Annotated in this window: 20 protein-coding genes and 1 pseudogene; 9 read left to right on the top strand and 12 right to left on the bottom strand. The window is 71.1% G+C overall.

The features are described from left to right. Positions 1 to 11: 11 nt before the first annotated feature. Genes KCH87_RS04845 through KCH87_RS04835 form a run of 3 tightly spaced genes read left to right on the top strand, consistent with a single transcriptional unit; the run spans position 12 to position 2,417 of the window. Positions 12 to 800, top strand: coding sequence for an ABC transporter ATP-binding protein (locus KCH87_RS04845; RefSeq protein WP_210584404.1), 789 nt, complete (start codon positions 12 to 14; stop codon positions 798 to 800). Beyond that, complete coding sequence (locus KCH87_RS04840) at positions 787 to 1,671, top strand: ABC transporter permease (RefSeq protein ID WP_210584402.1); 885 nt, start codon at positions 787 to 789, stop codon at positions 1,669 to 1,671. The genes KCH87_RS04845 and KCH87_RS04840 overlap by 14 nt, the downstream gene beginning before the upstream one ends. Positions 1,672 to 1,676: 5 nt before the next feature. Beyond that, positions 1,677 to 2,417, top strand: a complete 741-nt coding sequence (locus tag KCH87_RS04835) for a sirohydrochlorin chelatase (protein ID WP_210584400.1) — start codon at positions 1,677 to 1,679, stop codon at positions 2,415 to 2,417. 18 nt (positions 2,418 to 2,435) lie between these two features. Here KCH87_RS04835 and KCH87_RS48850 read toward each other — a convergent pair whose 3' ends face one another. After that, on the bottom strand, positions 2,436 to 3,626 hold the full coding sequence (locus tag KCH87_RS48850; RefSeq protein WP_247195708.1) for a ketopantoate reductase family protein: 1,191 nt from the start codon (positions 3,624 to 3,626) through the stop codon (positions 2,436 to 2,438). A 38-nt stretch (positions 3,627 to 3,664) separates the two neighbouring features. Here KCH87_RS48850 and KCH87_RS04820 point away from each other — a divergent pair, with 38 nt between their 5' ends. Further along, complete coding sequence (locus tag KCH87_RS04820) at positions 3,665 to 4,504, top strand: aldo/keto reductase (protein WP_210584398.1); 840 nt, start codon at positions 3,665 to 3,667, stop codon at positions 4,502 to 4,504. 40 nt (positions 4,505 to 4,544) lie between these two features. Here the strand turns inward: KCH87_RS04820 and KCH87_RS04815 are convergent, their stop codons facing one another. Then, positions 4,545 to 4,874, bottom strand: coding sequence for a DUF4440 domain-containing protein (locus tag KCH87_RS04815; RefSeq protein WP_210584396.1), 330 nt, complete (start codon positions 4,872 to 4,874; stop codon positions 4,545 to 4,547). Further along, the gene (locus tag KCH87_RS04810) at positions 4,867 to 5,412 is read right to left on the bottom strand and encodes a DUF1697 domain-containing protein (protein WP_210584394.1); all 546 of its coding nucleotides are present in this window, start codon (positions 5,410 to 5,412) and stop codon (positions 4,867 to 4,869) included. The genes KCH87_RS04815 and KCH87_RS04810 overlap by 8 nt, the downstream gene beginning before the upstream one ends. 385 nt (positions 5,413 to 5,797) lie before the next feature. On the opposite strand from KCH87_RS04810, the gene KCH87_RS04805 reads away from it, so the two are divergent. Further along, positions 5,798 to 8,053, top strand: a complete 2,256-nt coding sequence (locus tag KCH87_RS04805; RefSeq protein WP_210584392.1) for an MMPL family transporter — start codon at positions 5,798 to 5,800, stop codon at positions 8,051 to 8,053. A gap of 79 nt (positions 8,054 to 8,132) precedes the next feature. Here the strand turns inward: KCH87_RS04805 and mgt are convergent. From mgt to KCH87_RS04785, 4 genes and pseudogenes are all read right to left on the bottom strand, one after another. After that, a pseudogene (mgt, locus tag KCH87_RS04800) lies at positions 8,133 to 9,363 on the bottom strand (macrolide-inactivating glycosyltransferase). 30 nt (positions 9,364 to 9,393) lie between these two features. Next, the gene (locus KCH87_RS04795) at positions 9,394 to 10,674 is read right to left on the bottom strand and encodes an ABC transporter substrate-binding protein (RefSeq protein ID WP_210584388.1); all 1,281 of its coding nucleotides are present in this window, start codon (positions 10,672 to 10,674) and stop codon (positions 9,394 to 9,396) included. Beyond that, on the bottom strand, positions 10,674 to 11,507 hold the full coding sequence (locus KCH87_RS04790; protein ID WP_210584387.1) for a carbohydrate ABC transporter permease: 834 nt from the start codon (positions 11,505 to 11,507) through the stop codon (positions 10,674 to 10,676). The genes KCH87_RS04795 and KCH87_RS04790 overlap by 1 nt, the downstream gene beginning before the upstream one ends. Then, entirely contained in the window at positions 11,504 to 12,439 is a 936-nt protein-coding gene (locus KCH87_RS04785; protein ID WP_210584386.1) for a carbohydrate ABC transporter permease, read from the bottom strand. Before KCH87_RS04785 ends, KCH87_RS04790 begins: the two co-directional genes overlap by 4 nt. 171 nt (positions 12,440 to 12,610) lie before the next feature. On the opposite strand from KCH87_RS04785, the gene KCH87_RS04780 reads away from it, so the two are divergent. Further along, a complete protein-coding gene (locus tag KCH87_RS04780) occupies positions 12,611 to 13,474 on the top strand; it encodes a phosphotransferase enzyme family protein (protein ID WP_210584385.1) in 864 nt (287 codons plus the stop codon). Between the two features lie 103 nt (positions 13,475 to 13,577). On the opposite strand, the gene KCH87_RS04775 is transcribed toward KCH87_RS04780, so the two are convergent. The 4 genes from KCH87_RS04775 to KCH87_RS04760 form a co-directional block, all read right to left on the bottom strand. After that, positions 13,578 to 14,300, bottom strand: a complete 723-nt coding sequence (locus KCH87_RS04775; protein WP_210584384.1) for a 3'-5' exonuclease — start codon at positions 14,298 to 14,300, stop codon at positions 13,578 to 13,580. Between the two features lie 103 nt (positions 14,301 to 14,403). Beyond that, the gene (locus tag KCH87_RS04770; protein WP_210584383.1) at positions 14,404 to 15,642 is read right to left on the bottom strand and encodes an SAV2148 family HEPN domain-containing protein; all 1,239 of its coding nucleotides are present in this window, start codon (positions 15,640 to 15,642) and stop codon (positions 14,404 to 14,406) included. Between the two features lie 102 nt (positions 15,643 to 15,744). Further along, positions 15,745 to 17,064, bottom strand: a complete 1,320-nt coding sequence (locus KCH87_RS04765) for a copper amine oxidase (RefSeq protein WP_210584382.1) — start codon at positions 17,062 to 17,064, stop codon at positions 15,745 to 15,747. Positions 17,065 to 17,120: 56 nt separating this feature from the next. Next, positions 17,121 to 17,933, bottom strand: a complete 813-nt coding sequence (locus tag KCH87_RS04760; protein WP_210584381.1) for a Tat pathway signal sequence domain protein — start codon at positions 17,931 to 17,933, stop codon at positions 17,121 to 17,123. Between the two features lie 182 nt (positions 17,934 to 18,115). On the opposite strand from KCH87_RS04760, the gene glgX reads away from it, so the two are divergent. Next, the gene (gene glgX / locus KCH87_RS04755) at positions 18,116 to 20,224 is read left to right on the top strand and encodes a glycogen debranching protein GlgX (protein WP_210584380.1); all 2,109 of its coding nucleotides are present in this window, start codon (positions 18,116 to 18,118) and stop codon (positions 20,222 to 20,224) included. Here the strand turns inward: glgX and KCH87_RS04750 are convergent. Next, positions 20,221 to 21,297, bottom strand: coding sequence for an MFS transporter (locus KCH87_RS04750; RefSeq protein ID WP_247195706.1), 1,077 nt, complete (start codon positions 21,295 to 21,297; stop codon positions 20,221 to 20,223). The genes glgX and KCH87_RS04750 overlap by 4 nt on opposite strands. Before the next feature lie 81 nt (positions 21,298 to 21,378). On the opposite strand from KCH87_RS04750, the gene treY reads away from it, so the two are divergent. Further along, a complete protein-coding gene (gene treY / locus KCH87_RS04745) occupies positions 21,379 to 23,727 on the top strand; it encodes a malto-oligosyltrehalose synthase (RefSeq protein WP_210584379.1) in 2,349 nt (782 codons plus the stop codon). 327 nt (positions 23,728 to 24,054) lie between these two features. After that, a complete protein-coding gene (locus tag KCH87_RS04740) occupies positions 24,055 to 25,305 on the top strand; it encodes a M14 family zinc carboxypeptidase (protein ID WP_210584377.1) in 1,251 nt (416 codons plus the stop codon). Positions 25,306 to 25,365: the final 60 nt, after the last annotated feature.

The raw sequence follows: 25,365 nt of genomic DNA, 5'->3' as shown, positions 1-25,365 counted from the left end.
AGGTGACGACCATGGCCACGACCCTCGCCAAGGCCGCCGACGGTACCGCGACGGCCGAACACGCCGCCCGGATCGAGCACGTCTCGAAGTCGTTCGCGGGCCCCGCTGGACAGCAGCTCGTGCTGGACGACATCAGCATCGATGTCGCCCCCGGCGAGTTCGTCACACTTCTGGGGGCCTCGGGCTGCGGCAAGTCCACGCTGCTGAACCTGGTGGCGGGGCTCGACGAGCCCACCGTCGGGTCCATCACGACGGACGGCCGTCCGGCCCTGATGTTCCAGGAGCACGCCCTCTTCCCGTGGCTGACCGCGGGCAAGAACATCGAACTCGCCCTCAAGCTCAGGGGCGTCGCGAAGAACGAGCGGCGCGACAAGGCCGAGGAGCTGCTCGAACTCGTACGGCTGAAGGGCGCGCACGGCAAGCGGGTGCACGAGCTGTCCGGCGGTATGCGCCAGCGCGTCGCTCTGGCCCGCGCGCTGGCGCAGGAGAGCCGGCTGCTGCTGATGGACGAGCCGTTCGCGGCGCTGGACGCCATCACGCGGGACGTGCTGCACGACGAGCTGACACGGATCTGGGCGGAGACCGGCGTGTCCGTTCTCTTCGTCACGCACAACGTGCGTGAGGCGGTGCGGCTCGCGCAGCGCGTCATCCTGATGTCGTCCCGGCCCGGCCGGATCGCGCGCGAGTGGACGGTCGGCATCCCGCAGCCTCGCCGTATCGAGGACGCGCCCGTGGCGGAACTGTCCGTCGAGATCACCGAAGTACTGCGTGGGGAGATCCGCCGACATGGCCAGCACTGACACGAAGACGACCGAGGACCCCGGGAGCATCGAGGCGGGCCTCGACGCGCTGGAGACCTCGCTCAGCGGCCGGCCGCCCTTCCGGCAGACCTTCCGCGAGAAGATCCTGCCGCCGATCATCGCGATCGCCGTGGTCCTGGTCGTCTGGCAGGGACTGATCTCCCTGAAGATCGTCGACGACCCCGCGAAGCTGCCCTCCCCCGGTGCCGTGTGGGCAGAGGTCGAGGACGCATGGCTGAAGGGCACGCTGCTCGACTACATCTGGACGAGCGTCTCGCGGGGCCTGTTCGGCTTCGCGCTGGCCCTCGTCATCGGCACTCCGCTCGGCCTGCTGGTGGCACGGGTGAAGTTCGTGCGTGCGGCGATCGGCCCGATCCTGTCCGGCCTGCAGTCGCTGCCGTCGGTGGCGTGGGTGCCGGCCGCCGTGATCTGGCTGGGCCTGAAGCCCGAGATGATGTACGCGGTGATCCTGCTCGGCGCGGTGCCGTCGATCGCCAACGGTCTGGTGTCCGGCGTCGACCAGGTGCCGCCGCTGATCCTGCGCGCGGGGCGGACTCTGGGGGCGACCGGTCTGCGCGGCACCTGGCACATCGTGATGCCCGCGGCGCTGCCCGGCTATGTGGCGGGGCTGAAGCAGGGGTGGGCGTTCTCCTGGCGCTCTTTGATGGCCGCCGAGATCATCGCGCAGGCGCCGGACCTGGGCGTGGGCCTCGGCCAGCTGCTGGAGGTGGGCCGCACCAACAGCAGTATGGCGACGGTCTTCCTGGCGATCCTGCTCATCCTGTTCGTCGGCATCGCCATCGACCTGCTGATCTTCAGCCCGCTGGAGCGGTGGGTGCTGCGCACTCGCGGCCTCCTGGTGAAGAGCTGAGTCCCATGCACAAGAGGCCGGTCCTTCTCGTCATCGCCCACGGCAGCCGCGACCCGCGGCACGCCGCGACCGTCCATGCCCTGGTGCGCCGGGTACGGTCGCGGCGGCCGGAGCTACGTGTAGAGACCGGTTTCCTGGACTTCAACATCCCGTCCGTGCAGGGCGTGCTGGAGTCCCTGGCGGCGGAGGGCGTCCGGGATGTGGTCGCGCTGCCGCTGCTGCTGACGCGCGCCTTCCACGCGAAGGCCGACATCCCCGCCGTACTGCGGGACGCACCGCCGCAGCTGCGGATCCGCCAGGCGGAGGTGCTGGGCCCGTCGCCGCTGCTCCTCCAGGCCCTCGAACGGCGTTTGTACGAGGCGGGGTTGACGCCCGCCGACAAGTCCTCGACCGGGGTCGTACTGGCCTCGGCGGGGTCCACCGACCCGGAGGCGATCGCAGTGATCGCAGAAATCGCGCGGGAGTGGCGGCACACCGGTTGGTGCGCCGTGCGGCCTGCGTTCGCCTCCGCATCCCTCCCGCGTACCGAGGACGCGGTCCGGGAGCTCAGCTCCCTGGGCTGCTCGAAGATCGCCGTGGCCCCGTACGTCCTGGCCCCCGGCTTCCTGCCGGACCGGATCGCACGGGGCGCGGCCGGGGCGGATGTCCTCGCCGATGTGCTGGGTCCGGCGCCGGAGGTGGCGCGGGTGCTGCTGGAGCGGTACGACGCGGCGCGCGCGCCGATGCTGTCAGCGGTCGGCGCCTGACCCTCACCTTGACCGCATTCACGAGGACAGCTGCGCCTCGTCGGCGAGCCGCACCAACTCCCCCACCGGCATCGACGCCGGCGCCCGTCGCTCGCGCGCGAAGGTGTCGGCGAGGTGCTGCAACAGCTCGTTCAGCGGGGTGGGTACGCCGTGCTGCCGTCCCAGCAGGACGATCTCGCCGTTGAGGTAGTCGGCCTCGATGGTGCCGGTACCGCGGCTGAGGGACTGCCAGGAGGAGCCGCCGCCGCGGGGGGCGCCGTCGAGCGGCACCAGGGTGACCTTGTCGCCGCGCACCTCGCGCTGCTCCTCGACGCTCGCGTACGGGATTCCGGCGGCGTCCAGCACGGTCGCACCCTCGGCCCGCACCCGCTCCAGCAGCGCCGCGGCCTCGTCGACCGGTCCGGCGACGGCCTCGATCGCGTTGCCGAGGTTGGCCAGCAGCTTGGCGTACTGCCAGCGGGCCACGTCCGGTACGACCGGCGCCTCGAACCGCGACTTCTCCAGGTCGGCGGCGATCAGCCGGGCGGTCTCGTCGGTGCCGTGGGGGTGACGGCCCAGGGCCTGTGTCGAAAGTGGCGTCGTCGGCCCGAAGGGCGGGCCGGGCGGCGTCCGGTGCGTGCTCTCGCCGTGTCGGGCGGAAGGCCCCGTCGATGGACCGGACGTACTTGGGCTTTCGCCCGGTGCGGCGAGAGGGCGTGCCAGGCGTCGGCCGGCAGGCGCCACTTTCGACACAGGCCCGAGGTGCAGGATGCCGGTGAGCGGGGTGCCGGCGGCGCTGACGACGCCGGGTTCGACATGGGTCGCGGGCAGCCAGACGCAGACGCCGTACACCCGCCGGAACAGCCTGAGTGCGAGCCGCTGGCTCTCCACGCCGTTCTGCGCGCAGACGACCGGCAGCCGCTGGGCCGCCGTACCGCCGCCCGCGACCGGGGCCGGGGCCCAGGCCCGCAGCGCGGCCGCGCTGTCCTGTGTCTTGACGGCGAGGACGAGTACGTCGTCGGCGCGCAGTTCGCCGAGTGCCGCCGGCCCGTCGACCGTCGGCAGCCGGTAGGTGAACTCGCCGTCCGGCACCCTGAGCCGCAGTCCGCCGTCCCGCAGGGCCGCGTGGTGCGCGCCGCGTGCGACGAGGACCACCTCGTGTCCGGAGCCCGCGAGCCGCCCGCCGACGACGCCGCCGACCGCCCCCGCACCGATGATGATGTAGCGCATGGGACGAGCCTCGCACAGCCGTGTGTACTCTCCGTCAAATGGTCCAGGAACGCTTCATGATCGGCGGGGATATGCCGGTCCGGCGGCTCGGCTACGGCACCGCGCAGCTCACCGGACCCGGCTACTGGGGCCCGCGCCCGGACGCCCGGGACGCGACTGCGGTGCTGCGGCGGGCGGTCGAGCGCGGGGTCACGCTGATCGACACGGCGGACAACTACGGGCCGTCGATCGCCGAGGAACTGGTCGCCGAGGCCCTGCACCCCTATTCCGAGGGCCTGTTGATCGCCACGAAGGGCGGCGTCGTCCGCACCGGCGCCGACGCCTGGCACGTCGACGGGCGGCCCGAGCGGCTGCGGGCGATGTGCGAGGCGAGCCTGCGCAGGCTGCGGCTCGACACCATCGGCCTGTATCAGCTGCACCGGCTCGATCCGGACGTCCCGATGGCCGAACAGCTGGGTGCGCTCGACGAGTTGCGGGCCGAGGGCAAGATCCGGCATATCGGCCTGGACACGGTCACCGCGGAACAGCTCACGCAGGCCCTGGAGTTGACCGACATCGCATCCGTCCAGAACCGCTACAACCTCCTCGACCGCTCCTCCGAGCCGCTGCTGAAGCTGTGCGAGGCGCGCGGGATCGCGTTCCTGCCGTGGTTCCCGCTGGGCAACGGGTCGTTGACGTCGGATCCGGTGTGCGCCGGGATCGCCGCCGCGCACGGTGCGACGCCCGGCCAGATCGCCCTGGCCTGGCTGCTGCACCGTTCCCCCGTGCTCTGCCCGACGCCGGGCACCGGGTCCCTCGTACACCTGGAGGAGAACCTCGACGCCGGGGCCGTACGGCTGACGGAGTCCGAGCTGGCTCGGCTGGCGGAACCGGGGTGACCTTGCTCCAGGGGCAGAGCCAAGGGTCCGGGGATGACATCTACCCGCCCTGGTCGGTGAGGCGCCACAGGGAACTGCGGTGTGCGCGGCGGCCGTTGTTGTCGGTGTCGAAGGTGAGATGGACGAGGTCGGGCGCGAGTCGGACGCCTCTCATGCGGGAGGTGACGCTCGGCCGCGCCCCGGGCTCGGTGGTCGCCGCCAGGGCGGCGGTGATCGAGGCCCGGTCCCATACCCGTCCGGACGCGCCGAACTCGTGGAAGTCGGGGTGGAGCAGCGCCCCGAGCAGCTCGGGCGAGCGGCGGACTTCGGGGTCCAGCAGCCTCAACTCGCCGTCGATGGCCGTCTTCACGGCGGAGTCGTAGTCAGTCACCGGTCATCTCCACGAGTTTGACCACGGTGTTCCAGTTGCGGCTGGTGGCGATCAGACCCTTGTTGAGCCGGGGGCGCGACAGGATGTCGGCGAGCTTGGAGCGCCCGAGGCCGTTCGGTGCGTACAGATACAGCGCACGGTCGCCGAGCCGGAACTCCTCGGGGAGGTGGGCGGCCCGGTCGATCTCGGCGAAGCGCTCCGCGTCGACCGGCGCGGAGAAGTAGGTGACGTGGAGTTGTTTGGGCTCGAGGTCGGCGGCCGGGAAGGGGCAGGCCTCGGCGATCGCTTTCAGATAGGCGTGGTCGCGGACGATCACGTCGACGGCGAAGCCGAAGTGCTTCTCGATGGCCCGCGTCAGCTCCGCGGCGAGGGACTCCGCGTCGCCGTGCCCGCTGGAGAACACGGCCTGGCCGCTCTGTAGATAGGTGCGTACGGCGTCGTGGCCGAGGCCCTCCATGAGCGTACGCAGCTCGGCCATCGGGACCTTCCTGCTGCCCCCCACATTGATCCCGCGCAGCAGCGCCGCATACGTCGTCATCCGCTCAGCCTATGCGGCCGTCGTGCCCCGTGGGGGTGGGCACGACGGCCGCGTCCGCGTGGAGGCGGACTGCGCGAAACTCTGGCCGATCGGCGGGGCGGGGTTCAACCGGAACGGGCACCTGTGACTCATTCAACAGGTTGTGCAATGGCAGGGCGGCACGGCCGGCCGGGACCGGACACCCTGGTCCTCGTCCCCGAGAACTCCGGGTAGATGTAAGGGGCCACGGTCCTCCCCAGTGCGGAGACATCGGGGTCCGGGGGGATGAGTCCCGGCCACGGCACCTCACCGGGCAGCACGACGAGATGCGTTTATCCGGCCCATACCTTCGAAACGAAAGGTGACGGCAGGGGGCCGTCGCCGCTGACGAGGGGGCAAGCCCGTCATGGGGAACGGAGATACAAGGGTGCGGGGCATCGCCGCCCGGGCCGGCGGCTGGAGCGCCCGGCACCGATGGGCTGCCGTCGGTATCTGGGTGCTGTTCGTCGTCCTGGCGATGGGGCTGGGCTCGGCCGCGGGCCGGGTCGATGTCAAGGACAGCGACCAGCTCAAGGGTGAGACACACACCGCCGCCACGATCATCGAGGACGCCGGGATCGACGAGCCGGCCGGTGAGACCGTCCTGATCCAGGCGACGGACGGCGGCGTCAAGGCCACGGACGCCGGCTTCCGGGCCGCCGTCGAGTCCGTGGTCAAGGCGGTCGAGGCGACCGGTGAGGTCACGGACGTGACATCGCCGTACGAGACCGACACGATCTCGAAGGACGGCCGCAGCGCGCTCGTGCAGTTCGACATGCGCGGTGACGCCGAGACGGCGGGCGAGCGGGTGGAGCCGGTCCTGAAGGCCGTCGAGGACGTCCAGAAGGGCCACGAGTCGCTGCGGATCGAGGAGATCGGCGGCGCCAGCATGAACAAGACGTTCGACGACGCTTTCGGGGACGACTTCAAGAAGGCCGAGATCTCGGCGGTACCCGTGGCCCTCGGTATTCTGCTGATCGCCTTCGGCGCGCTGGTGGCGGCACTGCTGCCGGTGCTGCTCGCGATCACCGCGATCATGGCGACGATGGGTCTGATGGGCATCGTCAGCCATGTGATGCCGATGAGCGAGACCGCCAACTCCGTGATGCTGCTGGTCGGTCTGGCCGTCGGTGTCGACTACTGCCTGTTCTACCTGCGCCGCGAGCGCGAGGAGCGGGAGGCCGGCCGGGACGCGCAGACCGCGCTGCGGGTGGCCGCCGCCACCAGCGGGCGCGCGATCATCGTCTCGGGTGTCACGGTGTGCGTGGCCATGGCGGGCATGCTGTTCACCGGGCTCGCCGAGTTCGAGGCGATGGGCCTGGCCTCGCTGATGGTCGTGGCGGTCGCCATGGTCGGGTCCGTGACCGTCCTGCCCGCGCTCCTCTCGCTGCTGGGCGGACGCGTGGAGAAGGGGCGGATTCCGTTCCTGCGCCGCCGTCAACGGAGCGGCGGCGGCTCCGAGAGCCGGTTCTGGACGGCCGTCCTCAAGGGCGTGCTCGCCAAGCCCCTCGTCTCCGTCGTCGTGGCGGCCGGGGTGCTGCTGGCGATCACGGCTCCGGCGGTCGGCATGAAGACGCAGAACCTCACACTGGACCAGGAGTTCGGCGACTCACTGCCCATCGTTCAGACGTACAACCGCGTCAACGACGCCTTCCCCGGCGGCTCCGAGCCCGCCGAGGTGGTCGTCAGGGCCGATGACATCAACGCTCCCGAGGTGCGGTCCGCGATCGCCGACTTCCGTGAGCAGGCGATCAGTTCGGGCGCCTCGCGCGGCCCGGTCGACATCAAGCTGCACGACGCGCAGAACGTCGCCTTCGTCTACGTCCCGCTGGTCGGCGGCTCCGACATGGACAAGGCGAGCGCGAGTTTGGACAAGCTGCGCGACGAGGTACGGCCGGCCACGCTCGGCGAGGTCGACGGCGTCGAGGCGCCGGTCACCGGCGGGGTCGCCATGTCGAAGGACTTCAACGACCAGTTGGTCGGCTCGGTGGTCCCGGTCTTCGCCTTCGTCGTGGTCTTCGCCTTCCTGCTGATGCTGCTGTGCTTCCGCTCGCTGACGATCGCGATCACTTCGATCGTGCTGAACCTGCTGTCGGTGGGTGCGGCGTACGGCATCCTGGTCGCCGTCTTCCAGCACGGCTGGGGCGCGTCGCTGGTGGGCGCGGAGGGCGTCGGCGCCATCGTCAGCTGGCTGCCGCTGTTCCTCTTCGTGATCCTTTTCGGCCTGTCGATGGACTACCACGTGTTCGTGGTCTCGCGGATCCGCGAGGCGCGGCTGCGCGGCCGTACGACGAAGGACGCGATCCAGCACGGTGTGGTGACCACGGCCGGCGTCGTCACCAGCGCCGCGGTCATCATGGTCGCCGTGTTCGCGATCTTCGGGACGCTGTCGATGCAGTCCATGAAGCAGATGGGCGTGGGCCTGGCGGCCGCGGTGCTCATCGACGCGACGATCATCCGGGGCGTGCTGCTCCCGGCGGTGATGGCGCTGCTCGGCGAGCGCAACTGGTATCTGCCGAAGTGGCTGAACCGGATGCCCGACCTCACCCACGACGAGGCACCCGAGGCCGTGACGCGGGGAGCGGCGTCGCGGGACGACGAGGGTGAGCCGATCAGGGTCTGACCCGAAGGACCGCGGGAGTGTGAACTCCCGTTGACAGAGGGCCCGTTGGCCACCGGGGAGCCAACGGGCCCTCTCCTTCTCACTTCTCGGGCAGCTCCGCCTCGATGAGGTCCGCCGCACGCCGGGTGCCGCCCTCCTGGGCCATCTCGGCCTGGAGGTCCTTCAGCCGCCGGGCGACCTCGGGGTCGTCGACGAGCGCGAGGGCGGCGGTGCGCAGGGCCTCGGCGGTCGCCTCCTCCGTGGGGAGGTGACGGGCGACGCCCAGGGCCTGGAGCATGTCCGCGTTGCCGAACTGGTCCACCGCCTGCGGTACGGCGATCATCGGCGTGGCGGTCGCCAGTCCCTCCTGGCTGCCGCCCGCCCCGGCGTGTGTGACGAACAGGTCTGCCTGCCTGAGGACCGCCAACTGCGGGACCCAGGACAGCACTTCCACGTTCGTCGGTACGTCTCCCAGCTCCGCCGGGTCGACATGCCGGCCGATCTGGAGCACCAGGTGCCAGCCCGGCAGCTCGCCGAACGCCTTGACGCACTCCCGGTAGAAGGCCGGCTGCTTGGTGAAGGACGACCCGAGCGACACCAGCACGACCTTCTCGGCGGCGGGCCGCTGCCAGTCGCCCTCCGCGGTGCGGTCGCCCTGACAGGCGCCGACGAAGGTGTACACGCTCTCGTCGACCCGGTCGGCATGGGGCTGAAGGGCCTTCGGGATGAGGACGAGGGAGCGGGCGGGGCGGCCGGCGAAGGGGTCGGGGGGCAGGGTGATGCCGTTCTCCTCCAGCCAGTTGTGGAACTTGGCGTAGTAGGCACGCCCGCGCTCGGTCTTCTTCGGCTCCTCCCACATCGGTTCGGCGACCTCCTCCTCGTAGCCTTCCCAGGCCACGAGGTTCGGCGAGAGCGAGATCGCGGGGACGCCCCAGCGGTGGGCGAGGACGCGGGCCGGGTAGGAGGTGATGTCCTGAAGCACCAGGTCCGGCTCATCGCCCTCGTAGGCCGCGATCAGCTGGGGCAACGCCTGGATCGCGTCGTCGAGGAACGGCTCGACGTTGTCCAGCAGGGTGCTCCCCCACGCCTCTGGGTCGTCGTCGGGCGAGGGCAGCGTCGAGTTCCACAGCTTGGGCTCGGCGCCGGTCTCGGCGACCTTCTCCGCGAACACCGGAGGGATCGCGTAGGTCACCCGGTGCCCGCGCGCGACGAGCTCGCGGATCACCTCGAGGCTCGGGTTCACGTGGCCGTGGGCAGCGATGGAGAACATGGCGATGTGCGCCGGAGTGGTCATGTGGTCGACGGTATGAGAGACGAAACGTCTCGTGCAACTTGCATGACCCGCCTGCGCACCTTCCGCCTCACCGCTGGTAGCGCGCCAGCACCAGGTTCCCGTCCTCCTCCAGCCGCTCCCGCAGCTCGTCCGGGCCTATCGCCCCGCTGTAGTACTCCTGGAACGCCGGTGTGGCCACCTTGTCCTTCCACTCGGGATAGCCCCGGACGGACTGTGCGGGTGCCGAGCGGAGGTGGGCGGCGAGGGCGGTGCCGGTGGCCCAGTCGTGCTCGGCCGTGTGCAGGGCCGGGTCCTTCAGGGCCTGCGTGCCGGTGGGCAGCATCCAGTCGCCCAGCGCCAGCCGGACCATGTTCTCCGGCCGGAGCAGGAAGTCGATGAACTCGGCGGCCTCCTTCTTGTGCGGACTGTCCTCGGCGACGGACAGCGTCTGCGGACTGACCCCCTGGGCGAGCCCGTCGGCCCCGGCGGGGGCGGGCAGCACCTGCCAGTCGAAGCCCTCGGGCGCCTGCTGCACGATCTGCTGGCGGTACGAGAAGCCGAGCGGGACCATCGCGTACTTCCCGCCGAAGAACCCGGGCAGGGTGTCCGAGCCGCCGCTGCCGAGGGTCGTGGGCGAGGCGCTGCCGTCGGCGTTGACCTGGTCGTGAACGGTATCCGGCACCACCTGGTCGGCCGCCTCGAAACGCACGGTGACCCTGCCGTCCGCGTCCCGGTGGAACAGCTGCCCGCCGGCCGACAGCGACAGGTTGAGCGTGGCGGAGACCGGCTCCTTCAGCGGCCAGGCCACTCCGTACTTCCCGTCGCCGCTCAGCTCCTCGGTGACCTGCCGGAACTCGGCCCAGCTCCAGGGCTTTTCGGGCGTCGGGATCCGCACCCCCGACTCCTTCAGCCAGGTGGCGTTGGCGATGAGCACGCGTGGCTCCTGGAGGAACGGCACGCCGTAGATCCCGTCCCCGAAGGTCGTCGTACGCCAACTGCGCTGCGGGATGTCGGACTTCAGCCGCTGGGGCAGAAGATCGGTCAGGTCGGCCAGATAGCCGCCGTACGCGAAGTCGGCGAGGTCGTCCGAGGCGTCGTGGATGATGTCCGGTGCCTCACCGCCCTCGAAGGAGGTGAGCAGCTGGTCGTGGACGCTGTCCCAACTCCCCTGTACGTACTCGACCTTGACGTCGGGATGGGACGCGTTCCACTGCTCCACCAGCTCCTTGTTGGCGGCGACGGACTCCTCCTGCCAGGCGAGGGACTGGAAGCGCAGCGTGATGCGGCCGTCCTCGGCCACGTCGTCGCCGCCGGTGCAGCCGGTGAGCAGCAGCCCCGTGACCAGCGCGGCGATCCATCGGATCCGCATCAGCTCTTCACCGCCCCGGTGAGCATGCCGCCCGTGATCCGGCGCTGGATGACCGCGAAGACGACCAGCGAGGGCAGGGTGGCGAGGAACGCGGCCGCGGCCAGCGGGCCGAGGTCGGCGACGCCCTCCGCGCCGATGAAGTGGGTGAGCACGACCGGCAGGGTCTGCTTCTCCGGCGTCTTGAGCAGCACCAGCGCGAAGAAGAACTCGTTCCACGCGGTGATGAACGCGAACAGCGCCGTCGCCACGATTCCCGGCGCGAGCAGCGGCGCGGTCACCGAGACGAGAGTGCGCAGCCGCCCGGCACCGTCGACGGCGGCCGCCTCCTCCAGCTCGGCCGGCACCGCGCGTACGTACCCCACGAGCATCCACAGCGCGAACGGCAGCGCCCACACGACGTACACCATGACCAGTCCGGGCACGGAGTTGATCAGCCGCAGGTTCTTGAGCACCAGGAACAGCGGGATGATCACCAGCACCAGCGGGAACGCCTGGCTGACGACCACCCAGCCGGTCGCCGCTTTCGCGAGCCTGGTGCGGTGCCGGGCCATGACGTACGCCATCGGTGTCGCGATCAGTACGGCGATCAGCGCGGCCCCGAGCGCCGCGACGAGGGAGTTGAGCGCTGCGTTCAGCAGCGGCTGTTCGTCGAAGGCCTGGCGGAAGTTGGCCAGGGTGGGGTTCTCCGGGATCCAGGTGGGGTGCAGGCTGCCCAGCTCGCGTGGCGGCTTGAACGCGGTGGAGATCAGCCAGAGGAAGGGGAAGGCGAGGAAGACGAGATAGGCGAGCAGCGCGACGTACTGGCCCGCGCGGGCTGTTGGGCTGGTCCTCATGTGTCCCGCTCTCCCTTCAGGCGGCCGACGAGGAAGACGGCGAGGAGCACCGAGATCACCGCCACCATCACGCATCCCATCGCCGCCGCGTAGCCGAACTGCCCGTAGCGGAAGGCCTCTTCGTAGGCGAAGAGCATGGGCAGGCGGGTGCGGCCGCCGGGTCCGCCGCTGGTCAGCACATAGACCAGTGCGAACGAGTTGAAGTTCCAGATGAAGTTGAGCGCCGTGATGGCGAGCGCGACCGGTCTGAGGGCGGGCCAGGTGACCGTGCGGAACCGCCGCCAGGCGCCCGCGCCGTCCATCGCGGCCGCCTCGTGGAGTTCGCGCGGGGTGTTCTGGAGCCCGGCGAGCAGCGCCACCGTCGTCTGCGGCATACCCGCCCAGACGCCGACGACGATCACCGCGGGCAGGGCGGTCGCCAGGCCGCTGAGCCAGTCGCGCCCGTCGCCGAGGCCGAGGTCGCGCAGGGTTTCGTTGAGGATGCCCGCGTCCGGGTTGTAGACGAGCCGCCACATCACGCCGACGACCACCTCGGGCATCGCCCACGGGATGATGGCGAGGGCACGGGCCAGCCATCTCAGGCGCAGCTCCTGGTTGAGCAGCAGGGCGAGACCGAGCGCGAGCAGGAACTGCGGCACGGTCACGCCGACGGCCCAGACCAGCCCGATCCGGAACGAGTCCCAGAACAGCGTGTCGTGCAGCAGATCCCGGAAGTTGAGCGTGCCGATCCACTCGGTGGGCTCGGTGCGGCCCGACTGGGCGTCGGTGAACGCGAGCAGGATCCCGTACAGCAGCGGTCCGACGCTCAGCACGAGGATCGGGATCAGCGCGGGCAACACCAGGAACCAGGCACCGTGGCCGGCGGCCCGGTGTTCCCGGCCGGTGGTCGGCGCGCGATTCGCCGCGCCTCTCACCTCGGTCACCGATGTCACGGAATCAACCCCTTTGCGCGGCTCGGACGGGCCCCGTCATGGTCGTGAAGGCGATCGGCGGCGTCAAGACACCGTGCGCCCGGCGCGACCTGTGCGAATGCGACACTGACCGGCGGATGGCGGGAAGGTGACGCCGTACGCAGGCGCACAGGGATCACACGGAGGCGGACGATGGACGAGGCACGGGCGCGGGACGTACTGGCCGCGGCAGGCGTGCTGCCCGGACCGGCACGGGATGCGCGGTTGCTCGCCCTGGGCGAGAACGCCGTGTTCGCCGCCGGTGACCTGGTCGTCAAGGTGGGCCGCGACGCCGAACTCCTGGACCGGGCCCGGCGGGAACTGGACATCGCGCTCTGGCTCGAAGCAGCGGCCGTGCCGACGGTACGTGCCGCCGAGCCCAAGGCGCGGCTGGTCGAGGGGCATCCGGTGACCCTGTGGCACCGGCTGCCCGATCGGGTACGGCCCGCGGAGCCGCGGGATTTGGCCGAACTGCTACGGGTCGTCCACGCACTGCCCTCCCCCTCCTTCGAACTGCCGCCCCGCGAGCTGCTGGGCGGTGTGGAACGCTGGCTGCGGCTCGCCGGCGACGCGATCGACCCGGCGGACGCGGCCTATCTGCGCGAGCGCCGCGACGGCTTCGCGACGGCGGCCTCCGCCCTCACCCCGCAACTGCCGCGCGGCCCGATCCACGGCGACGCGCTGCCCCGCAATGTGCACGTCGGGCCGGAGGGTCCGGTCCTGGTCGACCTGGAGACCTTCTCCGCCGACCTGCGCGAGCACGACCTGGTGGTGATGGCCCTCTCCCGCGACCGCTACGGGTTGCCTGCGGCGGCCTATGACGCGTTCACCGAGGCGTACGGCTGGGATGTGCGCGAGTGGTCGGGCTGCTCGGTGCTGCGCGGGGCCCGTGAGACCGCCAGCTGCGCGTGGGTCGCCCAGCACGCACCGAGCAACCCCGACGCGCTGGCCGAGTTCGAGCGACGGGTGGCGTCGTTGCGGGACGGGGACGAGTCGGTGCGCTGGTATCCGTTCTGAGCGCCTATTGGGCGGGGGCTTGTCGTTGTCGGGCGGCTGCGGGTCCTATGTGGCTGGTCGCGCAGTTCCCCGCGCCCCTTTGGGCGCTTCGGAGCACGGCGACTCAGACCGGCTCGTCCGCCGGCTCCCGCAACGGCCATGTGCCGTCCACCACCGCGTCCGTTTCTCCCTTGCGGCGCAGGAAGTTCTGGAAGTCCGCCGCCCGTTCCGCGAACCACTCGATCTGCCGGCGGTGCAGTTCCGCCGGGCCGAGGGACGCGACCTTGGGGTGGCGCTCGGCTATCGCGCAGGCCAGCTCGGCCGCGGCGAGGGCGTCGGCCATGGCGTCGTGGGCGGAGTCGAGTGCCACTCCGTACTCCGAGCAGACCGCTTCCAGGTTGCGCTTGCCGCGGCGGTAGCGGTCGACGGACCGGTCGATGGTGTACGGGTCGATGACCGGGGCGGGGTCGCGGCCGTCCAGGCGGTCACGCAGCGACGGCAGGCCGTGGCGCCGCAGCTCGGCGGCGAGCAGGCTCAGGTCGAAGGCCGCGTTGTAGGCGACGACCGGGACGCCCGTCTTCCAGTACGTCACCAGGACGTCCGCGATGGCGTCCGCGACCTGGTCGGCCGGCCGGCCCTCGGCGGCCGCGCGCTCATTGCTGATGCCGTGTACCGCCACGGCGTCCGCCGGGATCTCCACTCCCGGATCCGCCAGCCACTCCCGGCGCCCTATCGGCTGCCCCGCCCTGACCTCGATCACGGCCGCCGTGACGATCCGCGCCTCGCGCGGGTCCGTGCCCGTCGTCTCCAGGTCGAAGCCGATCAGCAGCTCTTGGTGCCAGCCCATGCCTGGCCCCCCTTCTCGGTGGTGCTTTCCCCCAGATGTCTCCACGATCCCATGCGCCACTGACAATCAGAGGACCGCATTCCGCTTACCCGGCGGGGACTTGTCAGGACACCGGCCGCGAATCCGCCCAAGCCAGCTCGAACTCCTCGCGGTACGTCGGGAACAGCCCGCTCTCGTCCACTTCGCCCGGCTTGACCACCTTGTTGCCGTTGCGCAGCACCAGCACCGGCGCCTCCATGCCCCGCGCCCGCCGTAGATAGGACTGCACGACCGCGATCCCGTCCGAGCCGTCGCCGTCGACGAGGTAGGCCGTGAAGCGCGGCGTCTCGTCGTAGACCTGGATCTCGAAGGCGCCCGGGTCGCGCAGCCTGGACCGCACCCGCCGCATGTGCAGGATGTTCATCTCGACGGCCCGGCTCAACTCCCCCCGCTTGATGGCGAGTTCACGCTCACGGCGCTTGACCGCGCTGGAGGCCGGGTTGAGGAACAGCAGCCGTACCCGGCAGCCCGACTCGGCCAGCCGGACCAGCCGTCGCCCGGAGAAGTTCTGCACGAGCAGATTGAGGCCGATACCGATGGCGTCGAGCCGGCGGGCGCCGCCGAAGATGTCCTCGGCGGGGAACTGCCGCAGCAGCCGCACCCGGTCGGGGTGCACGGCGACCACATCCGCGTACCGCTCTCCGACGAGGTCCTCGACCGCGTCGACGGGCAGCCGCCGCGCGGACGGTACGTCGCCGCCCGTGCCGAGCATCTCCAGGAGACGGGCCGAGGCCCGCTCGGCCTGGTTGAGGACGGCCTCGGACAGTGCCCGGTTGCGGGAGACGACGTTCCGGGTGACCTCCAGCTCGTCCAGGGCGAGTTCGACGTCCCGGCGCTCGTCGAAGTAGGGCTCGAAGCACGGCCAGTGCTGCACCATCAGCTCGCGCAGCTGCGGCAGGGTGAGGAAGCTGAGGACGTTGTCGTCGGCCGGGTCGAGCAGATAGCCCTTGCGGCGGCTGACTTCGCGTACGGCGACCGCGCGCTGCACCCACTCCTGTCCGGCGGGTCCGGCCGCGGCGACCACCCACTCGTCGCCGTGGACGGGTTCGTAGATGGGACGCAGAACAGCGGCCACTACCGCACGCAGCCGCTGTTCGACGAGATTCAGCCAGATGTAGGCCCGGCCGGCTCGCTGAGCGCGCGTACGCACCTCGCGCCAGGCGTCGGCGTCCCAGTCCAGCTCCGGTCCAATGGAACCCGTGTCCATCGGACGGGCCAAGGACACCGTGCCGGGCGGGACGTCTGCGGAGTTCCCCTCGTGACCCTCGTCACCAGGGGGCAACTCCAGCCCTCCCGAGCCCACCCGCGCACCGCCTTCCGCTCCCCCGAGCACTCCCCGTCTCAACGATCAAGGAAGGGTACTCCGGGAGTGGTCGGCGGTGCAGCAGGATGGACGGACCGTTTCTCAACTGCGCGGCTGCCAGTGGCCGTTCTGCCACCCGAGCTCGGCGGGAGTGAGCGGATTCATAGCCGTGACGTCCCTCGGGGCGATGGAGAATCCCTGCCAGTGGACCGGCATGGGCTGCTGGTCCTCGTCCCGGGCGATGTGGTGGAAGCCCACGTTCGTCCAGACGATCGGGTGCGTGAGGGTCTGGCCGCCCACCCACTTGTCGACGGACTTGCCCGCTCCTGTACCGCAGTTGCCCGTGTTGTTGCTGGCGAACAGCTCGCACTTGTTGTACTGGGTGAAGTACAGGTCGTGCTTGGTGAAGCTGCGCCCCGGGTACTTGGTGGTGACGCCGGGGACGATCTCGTACGACCTCGGGTGCCCGTCCTTGTTCTTGCCGGCCGCGCTGACCACCCGCCACCAGCGGTAGTTCTTGGCGTCGCCAGAGAGTTCCTTGGTGACCTTGGTGCGGGTGGTCTTGGTGGACGGGGCCTGCTGGCCGCTGCCGGGGGCGGTGACGGCCGAGTCGTACTGCTCGATCCCGTTCTTGGAGGAGCCGTCGAGGCCGAAGTCGAGCCGCCAGAAGACGTTGTGGCTGTGGCTGGTGGCCTTCGCCTGATCGCCCTTGCCGATGGGCCAGCCGCGTCCGTCGCCGGCGTCGTAGTCCTCGTAGGAGAGGCTGCCGGTCGCACCGACGTTCATGTTGACCGTGCCGTCGTCCTGGAAGCGCCACTCGGTCATGTACTCGTACCAGCCGACCTGGTTGACCGTGTAGACGAGGAGGTCCTTGCCCTGGGCCTGGTAGACCTTGGTCGCGCTGTCGCCCTGCATACGGTAGGCGTGGCCGCGGGAACGGGTGGTGGTGCACAGCCCCTTGACGTTCGGATGCGCCGGATCGAAGGCGTCCGGGACCTTGACCGTCTTGATGGTGCCGCCGGGGCACTCGCCGGGCGCCAGGTTCATGAGCCCCTGGGCGAAGCCGAAGCCCGTCAGGTCGTCGTACTCGACGCTTCCGTCGTCGTAGGGCACGTGTATCTGCCCGAGCCTGGCACTGTTGAGGACCTTGATCGGCTTGGTCTCGCCCTTGGGCTGATAGGAGATCTTCTCCAGGACGAGCCCGGCGTATTTGTCGTAGCGCCAGCACATGCGCCAGGTCGTACCGCCGGAGAGCTTCTGCTCGATGCGGTACGCGGCGCTACAGTCCGCGGCCGCCGCGGCGGCGGCCTTCGGCTGGGCGGCAGCCGGCCCGGCAGCGGTCGTGACGCCGGCGGCCAGCGCAGCCAGCGACAGGCCCACGGCCCCCGTCCTGCGGGCGCGGCTGAGTCTGTTCACGTGCATGAAGAAGTGACTCCCTTACAGGAAGAACAGAGTTGGAAAACTGAACGGAGGGCGGGTCAGCCGCGGAGCGACGCAACCTTGCGGGCGCTCAGGTCGATGACGAGAGACCGGGCGTCGATCCAGGAGCCGTTCTTGATCTTGGGGAAGAGCCGCACGCAGCGGTGCTCGCCGCACTGGTCGAGTACGGCGGGCTGCGCGCCCGGAACGGCCCGGTACACCGCGCCGGCGAGCAGCAGCTGGTCCGGGGAGGTCAGCTCTTTGTCGACGGCGTCCTTGTAGTCGGCCTTCAGACCCGCCCCCAGCGGGTCGTCGATCAGGAGCTGTGCGGCCTCGGACAGTTCGGCACGGCTCAGCGGCGGCTGCACCCCGTGCTGCGTGCCGGTCTGCTCGACTTTCCCGGTGTCGAGGTTGACGGTCCTGGTGACGAGCGTGTCGTCCTTGTAGTCGTAGAACGTCACGTCCGCGCGCCGCGGCGCGTCGGGGTCGTCCACCTCGCCGGCCTCCGGCTCGGCCAGGTCGACGCCGAGCCGCTGCGGGCCGCGCTTCCCCTCGGCGTTCTCGCTGGAGTTGAACAGCTGCGGGCTGACCGCGAGCCGCTCGACCCGCTTCATCTCGTCGTCGGTGAGCGGGTCCCGGCCGGTGCCCTCGTCCCCTTGGGCCGGGGCCTCCTCGACCACCCCGGGCCGGACATCTGCCTGCCCCTGTTCCTGCCCCTGGGCGGCCTGCTGGGCGCCCGCCCTGTTCCCTCCCGCGTCGTCGGCCCCTGCCGTGCCCGGCAGGGTCACCGCGACCATCGCGGCGGTTCCGGCCACCGCGATGGCCGCACCGGCCACCACCTTGCCCAGATGGCGGTGCACTACGTTGCGCACGTCGATCCCCCTACTCCCCCTGGAATCCCGGGAGTACGTGTTTGCCCCACTGGTTCGGCATACCGCGTATGCACTGGTCGATCGGTAAGAGGGACGTAAGTCATAGGAGGTTCCCTCACTTTCGGGGAGACTCGGGTCCAAGGCGCCCCCGGCAGTGGGGCACACCTGAAAGAGTCGTATCCATGCAGGTCTGGCCTGGAGAGGCGTATCCACTCGGTGCCACGTACGACGGCGCCGGGACCAACTTCGCGGTCTTCACCGAGGCCGCGGACCGAGTAGAGCTGTGTCTGCTGCACGACGACGGCTCGGAGACGGCGGTGGAACTGCGGGAGAGCGACGCGTTCGTGCGGCACGCGTACGTGCCGGGCGTCATGCCGGGGCAGCGGTACGGATTCCGTGTGCACGGCCCGTACGCCCCCGAGCGCGGCCTGCGCTGCAACTCCGCGAAGCTGCTGCTCGACCCGTACGCGCGCGCGATCAGCGGTTCCATCCACTGGGGCGAGGAGGTGTACGGCTACCACTTCGGAGCCCCCGGGGAGCGCAACGACCTGGACTCGGCGCCGCACACCATGTCGTCGGTCGTGGTCAACCCGTACTTCGACTGGGGCGACGACCGACGACCGCGCACCGAGTACCACCACACGATCCTCTACGAGGCCCACGTCAAGGGCCTGACGATGCGGCACCCGGGGCTGCCGGAGGAGCTGCGCGGCACCTACGCGGCCCTCGCGCATCCGGCGGTCATCGAGCACCTCACCGAGCTGGGCGTCACCGCGCTGGAGCTGATGCCGGTCCACCAGTTCGTGAACGACCACCGTCTGGTGGACATGGGCCTGAACAACTACTGGGGCTACAACACGATCGGTTTCTTCGCCCCGCACAACGCGTACGCCTCCTGGGGCGACCGCGGCCAGCAGGTCCTGGAGTTCAAGTCGGCGGTGCGGGCGCTGCACGAGGCCGGCATCGAAGTCATCCTCGACGTGGTCTACAACCACACGGCCGAGGGCAATCATCTGGGCCCCACGCTGTCCTTCCGGGGCCTGGACAATCCGCAGTACTACCGGCTGGCGGACGACCCGCGCTACTACACGGACACCACCGGCACCGGCAACTCCCTGCTGATGCGCTCCCCGCACGTGCTTCAGCTGATCATGGACTCGCTGCGCTACTGGGTCACCGAGATGCACGTCGACGGCTTCCGCTTCGACCTCGCGGCAACCCTGGCCCGGCAGTTCCACGAGGTGGACCGGCTGTCGTCGTTCTTCGACCTGGTCCAGCAGGACCCGGTGGTCTCGCAGGTGAAGCTGATCGCCGAGCCGTGGGACGTGGGCGAGGGCGGCTACCAGGTGGGCAACTTCCCGCCGCTGTGGACCGAGTGGAACGGCAAGTACCGCGACACGGTTCGGGACGTCTGGCGGGGCGAGCCACGCACGCTGGCGGAGTTCGCCTCCCGGCTGACCGGCTCGTCCGACCTGTACCAGGACGACGGGCGGCGGCCCCTGGCCTCCATCAACTTCGTGACCTGCCACGACGGGTTCACCCTGAACGACCTGGTGTCGTACAACGACAAGCACAACCAGGCCAACGGCGAGGACAACCGGGACGGCGAGAGCCACAACAGGTCCTGGAACTGCGGGGCCGAGGGCGAGACCGACGACCCGGCCGTCCTGGAACTGCGGCAGCGTCAGATGCGGAACTTCGTCGCGACGCTGATGCTGTCCCAGGGCGTGCCGATGATCAGCCACGGCGACGAGTTCGCACGCACCCAGCACGGCAACAACAACGCCTACTGCCAGGACAGCGAGCTGGCCTGGGTCGCATGGCCCGAGGACGACAGTGAACTGCTGGCCTTCACGCGCGCGATGGTGTGGCTGCGCAAGGACCATCCGGTCTTCCGCAGGCGGCGCTTCTTCCACGGACGGCCCGTCGAGGGCACCCACGACGAGCTGTCGGACATCGCCTGGTTCACGCCCGAGGGCAAGGAGATGACCCAGCGCGACTGGGACTCGGCGCAGGCGTCGGCGCTGACGGCGTTCCTCAACGGCAACGCGATCTCGGAGCCGGGATCACGCGGTGAACGCATCGGCGACGACTCCTTCCTGCTGATGTTCAACGCCTCCCACACATCGCTGGACTTCGTGGTGCCGGTCAACCACGGCCGCCAGTGGCAGGTGATCGTCGACACCGCCCGCCCTGACGGCGTCCCACCGGACACGGACGCGAAGGTGCAGGCCGGGGACCGGCTGACGCTGGTGGACCGGAGCATGACGGTATTGCAGCGGCCCGTCTAGGAGGACGTGTTCGTCTTCTCGCCGGGCACGCACGCGTGACGGTCGCTTTCGGCGCGCACGGCGTACGACGCCGGGCGCGCCGTCAGCGCGATCGCGCAGGCGAGTGCGGCCGCCAGGCGTGACGACGACGTACAGGCACCGAGGCTGTCCGTCCAGAGCAGCGGCAGCGAGAGCGCGAACGCGGCCGCGGTGGCCGTCCGCCGGCGGGTCCCGAGCCCGACGCGCGCGGGCACTGCGGCCATGGAGAGCCCCGCGGCAGCGCTCTTCACGCCCATCGCGGCGTACACGAGCCCGGCCTGGTCCGGCTGCCCGAGCCGTTCCGTCAGCGCGGTGATCCCGGCCTGGCAGGCACCGAACATCGCCCCCTGGAAGGCCAGGGCGGCGCGCAGGGCGTGGACGGAGCGGGGGATGCGCGGGCGGACGGCGGCCGCGGCGGCCGGCCGGGGCAGCGACGCCGTCGCCGTCGGATGCAGTGCGAAGCCGCTGCCGCACCGGGCCACCAGCGCCGCGGCGGCGGCCAGGGCGTACGCCGGATGGGCCAGTACGGCTGCCAGGCCGACCAGGGCCGGGCCCAGGACGAAGGAGATCTCGTCCAGGGTGCTCTCGAAGGAGAGGGCGGCGGCCACCGTGGTGTCGGGCGCTCCGGAGCGGCGGGCCAGGGCGACCAGGCGCGTGCGGCCCAGCGGACCGATGAGCGGTACGCTCGCGCCCGCCGCCGCCCCCACGAGCGCCAGAACCGGCGTCGGCAGCCCCGCGAGCGCCCCGGCCACCAGCGCGGCGATCGCGAGGGCGTTGACGAAAGAGAAGGCCGGCACGACGGTCCGCTGCCCGTGCCGGTCGGCGAGCCGCCCCATCGGCGGCCCGCAGGCCACCTGTCCCAGCGCGAGCGCACCGCCGGTCAGCCCCGCGGCGGCGAGGGAGCCGCTTGTGCGGGCGACGAGCAGCACGCTGCCGAACTGGATGGTGGCCGTCGGAAGGCGCCCCAGGAAGGACACCACCGGCAGCAGCGGGCCGGTGAGCCCGATCACTTCGCGGTAGGTCTCCAGCGCCCTGCGCCGCCCCGTGGTCGTCATCGCTCGAAACCAGGCACACGCGCGTGGCAACGTGCACCGGGCGATGACACGAAAGAGGGCAGGGCGGGTACGTAGGTTCCCATGACACCTGAGCGTCCTGACCCGGTGGTGCCGACGGCCACCTACCGGCTACAGCTGCAGCCCGACTTCCCCTTCGAGGCCGCCGCGGCTGCCGTACCGTACCTGGCCTCGCTCGGCGTCTCGCACCTGCATCTGTCACCCGTCCTGGAGGCCGTCCCGGGCTCCGCGCACGGCTACGACGTCGTGGACCACGCGCGCGTGCGCGGCGAACTCGGCGGCGAGGACGGGCTGCGCGCGCTGGCGCGCACCGCGCGGGAGCACGGTCTCGGGCTGGTGGCGGACATCGTCCCGAACCACATGGCGATGGCCCCGCGCCACAACCACGCCCTGTGGGAGGTGCTCCGTGAGGGCCCCAAGTCGCCGTACGCGCGGTGGTTCGACATCGACTGGGAGGCACAGGGCGGCCAGGTGCTGCTGCCGGTGCTGGGGCATCCACTCGGCACGGAGATCGACGCCCTGGCGCTCGACGGCGACGTCCTGCGCTACTACGACCACGTGTTCCCGCTGCGCGAGGGCACCGAGGGACTGCCGCTGCCGCAGCTCCTGGACGCGCAGTGGTACCGCCCTGTGTGGTGGCGGCTGGCGCGTACGGAGCTGAACTACCGGCGGTTCTTCAGCATCTCGGAGCTCATCGGAGTGCGGGTGGAGGACCCGGAGGTCTTCGAGGCCACCCACGCCAAGATCCTTCAACTGCTCCATGAAGGCGTGCTCGACGGGCTGCGCATCGACCACCCCGACGGACTCGCCGACCCCGACGGGTATCTGCGGCGTCTTCACGAGGCGACCGGCGGCCGGTGGACGGTGGTGGAGAAGATCCTTTCGGACGGTGAGCACCTGCCGGCCTCCTGGCCGGTGGCGGGCACCACCGGCTACGACGCCCTGCGGCACGTGGACGGCCTCTTCACGGATCCGGCGGGGTTCGGGGAACTCCTCGGCCAGTACCGGCGGTTCGCGGCCCCCCAGACCGACCGTGGCGGGCAGTGGGAGGCGACCGTGCGGCGGGCGGCGTACAAGGTGCTCACGCACGAGCTGGCGGCCGAGGTCGAGCGGCTGACCCGGGTCGCGGGCCACCTGTGCGACGCGTCGCCGGACCCCGCGCTGCGCGACCGGGCTCCCTGGGCCCTGCGCACCGCCCTCCAGGAGCTCCTGGTCCGCCTCGACGTCTACCGTCCGTACGAGTCCGGCGACGCCGCCTCGGTCGTCTCCGAGGAGGCCGCTGCCGAAGCCCGGCAGGCCTTCGTCGTCCCCGAGGAGGCCGGCGCCGTCGACGTCGTACGCGACCTGGTGCTCGGACGGGCAGGTGACGGGCCCGGACACGCCGAGTTCCGGGCGCGGTTCGCACAGACCGCGTCCGCACTGCGCGCCAAATCCGTGGAGGACACGGCGTTCTACCGCTATGTGCCGCTGTTGTCGGCGACCGAGGTGGGCGGCAACCCGGGCGGCCCGGCCGTGTCACCGGAGGACTTCCACGCCTACTGCGCGCGCGTGCAGCGCGACTGGCCGGCGACCGGGACCGTCGTGTCGACGCACGACACCAAGCGCAGCGCCGACGTACGGGCCGCGCTGGCCGTGCTCACCGAGTGTCCCGAGCGCTGGGCGGACGTCCTGGCCGAGGTGACACGCACCGGCGAGGGCGTCCCGGACGCGCAGCTGGCGTGGGCGGCCTGGCAGACCGTGTTCGGGCTCGGCCCGGCGGACGCGGACCGTGTACAGGGGGCGCTGCTCAAGCACGTGCGCGAGGCCGGGCTGTACACGAGCTGGACGGAGCAGGAGCCCCCGTACGAGGACGCGGTGGCCGCGTTCGTGGCGGCGGGGCCGTGCGGGGCGCCGGGCGGACGTGTGACCGACTTCCGCGCCACGCTGGAGCCCCACATCCGGGCGAACATGCTGGGCACCGCCCTGGTCCAGCTGACGATGCCCGGCGTGCCGGACCTGTACCAGGGCACGGAGGGCGAGTACCGGGCGCTGGTGGACCCGGACAACCGGCGGCCGGTGTCCTTCCCGCCGGACGATCCCGGTGACAAGGGTGAGGTGAGCGCGGCGGCCCTGCGGCTGCGCGGGCGGCGTGCCGACGTCTTCGGGGACTCGGCGACGTACGCGCCGCTGCCCGCGGAGGGGCCGGGGGCGGCGCACTGTGTGGCGTTCGCGCGGTCGGGCGAGGTGGTGACCGCAGTGACACGGTTGTCGCTGCGGCTCGCGGAGGCGGGCGGCTGGCGCGACACCCTGCTGCCGCTGCCGCCGGGGCAGTGGGCCGATGTGCTGGCTCCGGAACGGGAGTTCACGGGGCACGCGCGCGTGGACGAGTTGTTCGAGCGGTTGCCGGTGGTGCTGCTGGAGCGGGTGGGTTAGAGCCGGGAGGGCGCGCAGGCCCTGTACGGCGGTGAGCCGGGCCGGCGCGCCGTCTGGGCGGGTACCTCGTACACGAGCTGCCCGCCGCAGCCTCCATACACTCATTCGGGTGAATCTGAAACGAGCGGCGGAGAGCCGCTGCGGTGAGCGCCGGGGCGCCCACGCCCCGGGTCGGACGGGTACCGGCAACCCTGCTGGCACCAACGGCCCTACCTACTGCCGGTAAATGCATCTGGGCGCCCCCTGGAGCCTCCCCCGCCACCTCCTTGACACTGTCCGGCCACCGTGGGGTACTGCGGATTGCGAAGCCGGGCGGATGTGTCGGGGGTGAGTCTCCTGCCGGAGCTGCGCTACCCCACCGTTTCCGAACTTGTCTCGTCCGCCCGGGCGCTGGCCGCTCACCGGCCCGGCCTCAGTGCCCTGAGACAAGTGGGTGTCTCCCGCGCGGGCAGACCCCTGCACCTGCTGTCGATGGGCCATGCCCGCCACGCCGTCCTGGTCGTCGCGGGCGCCCACTCCAATGAGCCGACCGGGGGCTCGACGGCTCTGGCCCTCGCGGAACGGGTGCTGCACGAGCGGCGGTTGCGGGCCGACACCTCCTGGCACTTCCTGTTGTGCGCCGACCCCGACGGGGCGAGCCTGCACGTGACTCCGGCGCCGCGCAGCCTCCACGACTACCACCTCGGCTTCTTCCGGCCGGCGGGACCCGAGCAGCCGGAATGGTCACCGTCCGTCCTGCCGCCGGACCGACTGCCGCCGGAGACCCGCGTCCTGACCCGCGTCATCGACGAGCTGCGCCCCTACCTCCAGGTGACTCTGCACGGCACCGATCTGGGCGGCAGCTGGGTGCAGCTGACGAAGGACCTTCCCGGCCTCGCCGAGCCGTTCGCCAAGTCCGCGGCGGAGCTGCACATCCCGGTGGAGACGGGCGCCTCGGATGCCGCGGGCTGGCCCGCCTCCGGGCCCGGGGTGCATGTGATGCCCGGCCCCGGTGCGGGCGCGGCGTATCCGAGCATGCCGGACGACGCGCGGCACAGCACCTGGTACCACGTGCACCGGTACGGCGGTCTGACCGCGGTCGTCGAGGTACCGATGTGGGCGAGCGACCTGGTGGACGATCCGGCGCCGCATCCGGCGCCGGCGGCGGAGATGCGGCGGCTGGCGGGACGGCTGCTGCGCGACTCGCTGGAGGTGGAGCGCGTGCTCACCGAGGTGCTGCCGCGGCTCCAGGGCGTCGACGGGCCGCTGCTGCGGGCCGCCAGGTGGGCGCTGGAGCTGGTTCCGGGGCTGGCCGCGGACTGGATGCACACGGCGCCCGCCGACAATTCGATGGCGTACATCGGAAGCGTGGACGCGTTCGCGCGCCGGCTGCCGCTACGGGCGGCGGCCATGCTGCTGCGGGTCCTTCAGGAGAGCGGCGACCGCGCGGCGCCCCGGCTGGAGCGGCTCGTCGCGACCTGGAGCGACGCCTTCGCGGAGCGCTTCCGCGCCCGCTGGGTGCCGCTGGAGCACCAGGTCGAGCACCAGTCCCGTACGGTCGTCGCGGCGGTGCGGCACGCGCGCGACCGGGCGGCGTGACGACAGGCCGGGGGACGCCGTGAGGACACCCGGCACGCGCGCGTGACGGGGAAGACCACC

The sequence above is a fragment of the Streptomyces sp. GESEQ-35 genome (assembly GCF_017948485.1).
Classification (GTDB): domain Bacteria; phylum Actinomycetota; class Actinomycetes; order Streptomycetales; family Streptomycetaceae; genus Streptomyces.
The sequence above is the reverse complement of the archived record's forward strand: the minus strand, read 5'-3'. Positions and strand labels throughout refer to the sequence as shown.

What these genes read in the sequence shown, in the direction of transcription:
- KCH87_RS04845 (WP_210584404.1), top strand. Translation starts at nt 12, where the DNA reads ATGGCCACGACCCTCGCCAAGGCCGCCGACGGTACCGCGACGGCCGAA.
- KCH87_RS04840 (WP_210584402.1), top strand. Translation starts at nt 787, where the DNA reads ATGGCCAGCACTGACACGAAGACGACCGAGGACCCCGGGAGCATCGAG.
- KCH87_RS04835 (WP_210584400.1), top strand. Translation starts at nt 1,677, where the DNA reads ATGCACAAGAGGCCGGTCCTTCTCGTCATCGCCCACGGCAGCCGCGAC.
- KCH87_RS48850 (WP_247195708.1), bottom strand. Translation starts at nt 3,626, where the DNA reads ATGCGCTACATCATCATCGGTGCGGGGGCGGTCGGCGGCGTCGTCGGC.
- KCH87_RS04820 (WP_210584398.1), top strand. Translation starts at nt 3,665, where the DNA reads ATGGTCCAGGAACGCTTCATGATCGGCGGGGATATGCCGGTCCGGCGG.
- KCH87_RS04810 (WP_210584394.1), bottom strand. Translation starts at nt 5,412, where the DNA reads ATGACGACGTATGCGGCGCTGCTGCGCGGGATCAATGTGGGGGGCAGC.
- KCH87_RS04805 (WP_210584392.1), top strand. Translation starts at nt 5,798, where the DNA reads ATGGGGAACGGAGATACAAGGGTGCGGGGCATCGCCGCCCGGGCCGGC.
- KCH87_RS04795 (WP_210584388.1), bottom strand. Translation starts at nt 10,674, where the DNA reads ATGCGGATCCGATGGATCGCCGCGCTGGTCACGGGGCTGCTGCTCACC.
- KCH87_RS04790 (WP_210584387.1), bottom strand. Translation starts at nt 11,507, where the DNA reads ATGAGGACCAGCCCAACAGCCCGCGCGGGCCAGTACGTCGCGCTGCTC.
- KCH87_RS04780 (WP_210584385.1), top strand. Translation starts at nt 12,611, where the DNA reads ATGGACGAGGCACGGGCGCGGGACGTACTGGCCGCGGCAGGCGTGCTG.
- KCH87_RS04775 (WP_210584384.1), bottom strand. Translation starts at nt 14,300, where the DNA reads ATGGGCTGGCACCAAGAGCTGCTGATCGGCTTCGACCTGGAGACGACG.
- KCH87_RS04765 (WP_210584382.1), bottom strand. Translation starts at nt 17,064, where the DNA reads ATGCACGTGAACAGACTCAGCCGCGCCCGCAGGACGGGGGCCGTGGGC.
- glgX (WP_210584380.1), top strand. Translation starts at nt 18,116, where the DNA reads ATGCAGGTCTGGCCTGGAGAGGCGTATCCACTCGGTGCCACGTACGAC.
- KCH87_RS04750 (WP_247195706.1), bottom strand. Translation starts at nt 21,297, where the DNA reads ATGACGACCACGGGGCGGCGCAGGGCGCTGGAGACCTACCGCGAAGTG.
- treY (WP_210584379.1), top strand. Translation starts at nt 21,379, where the DNA reads ATGACACCTGAGCGTCCTGACCCGGTGGTGCCGACGGCCACCTACCGG.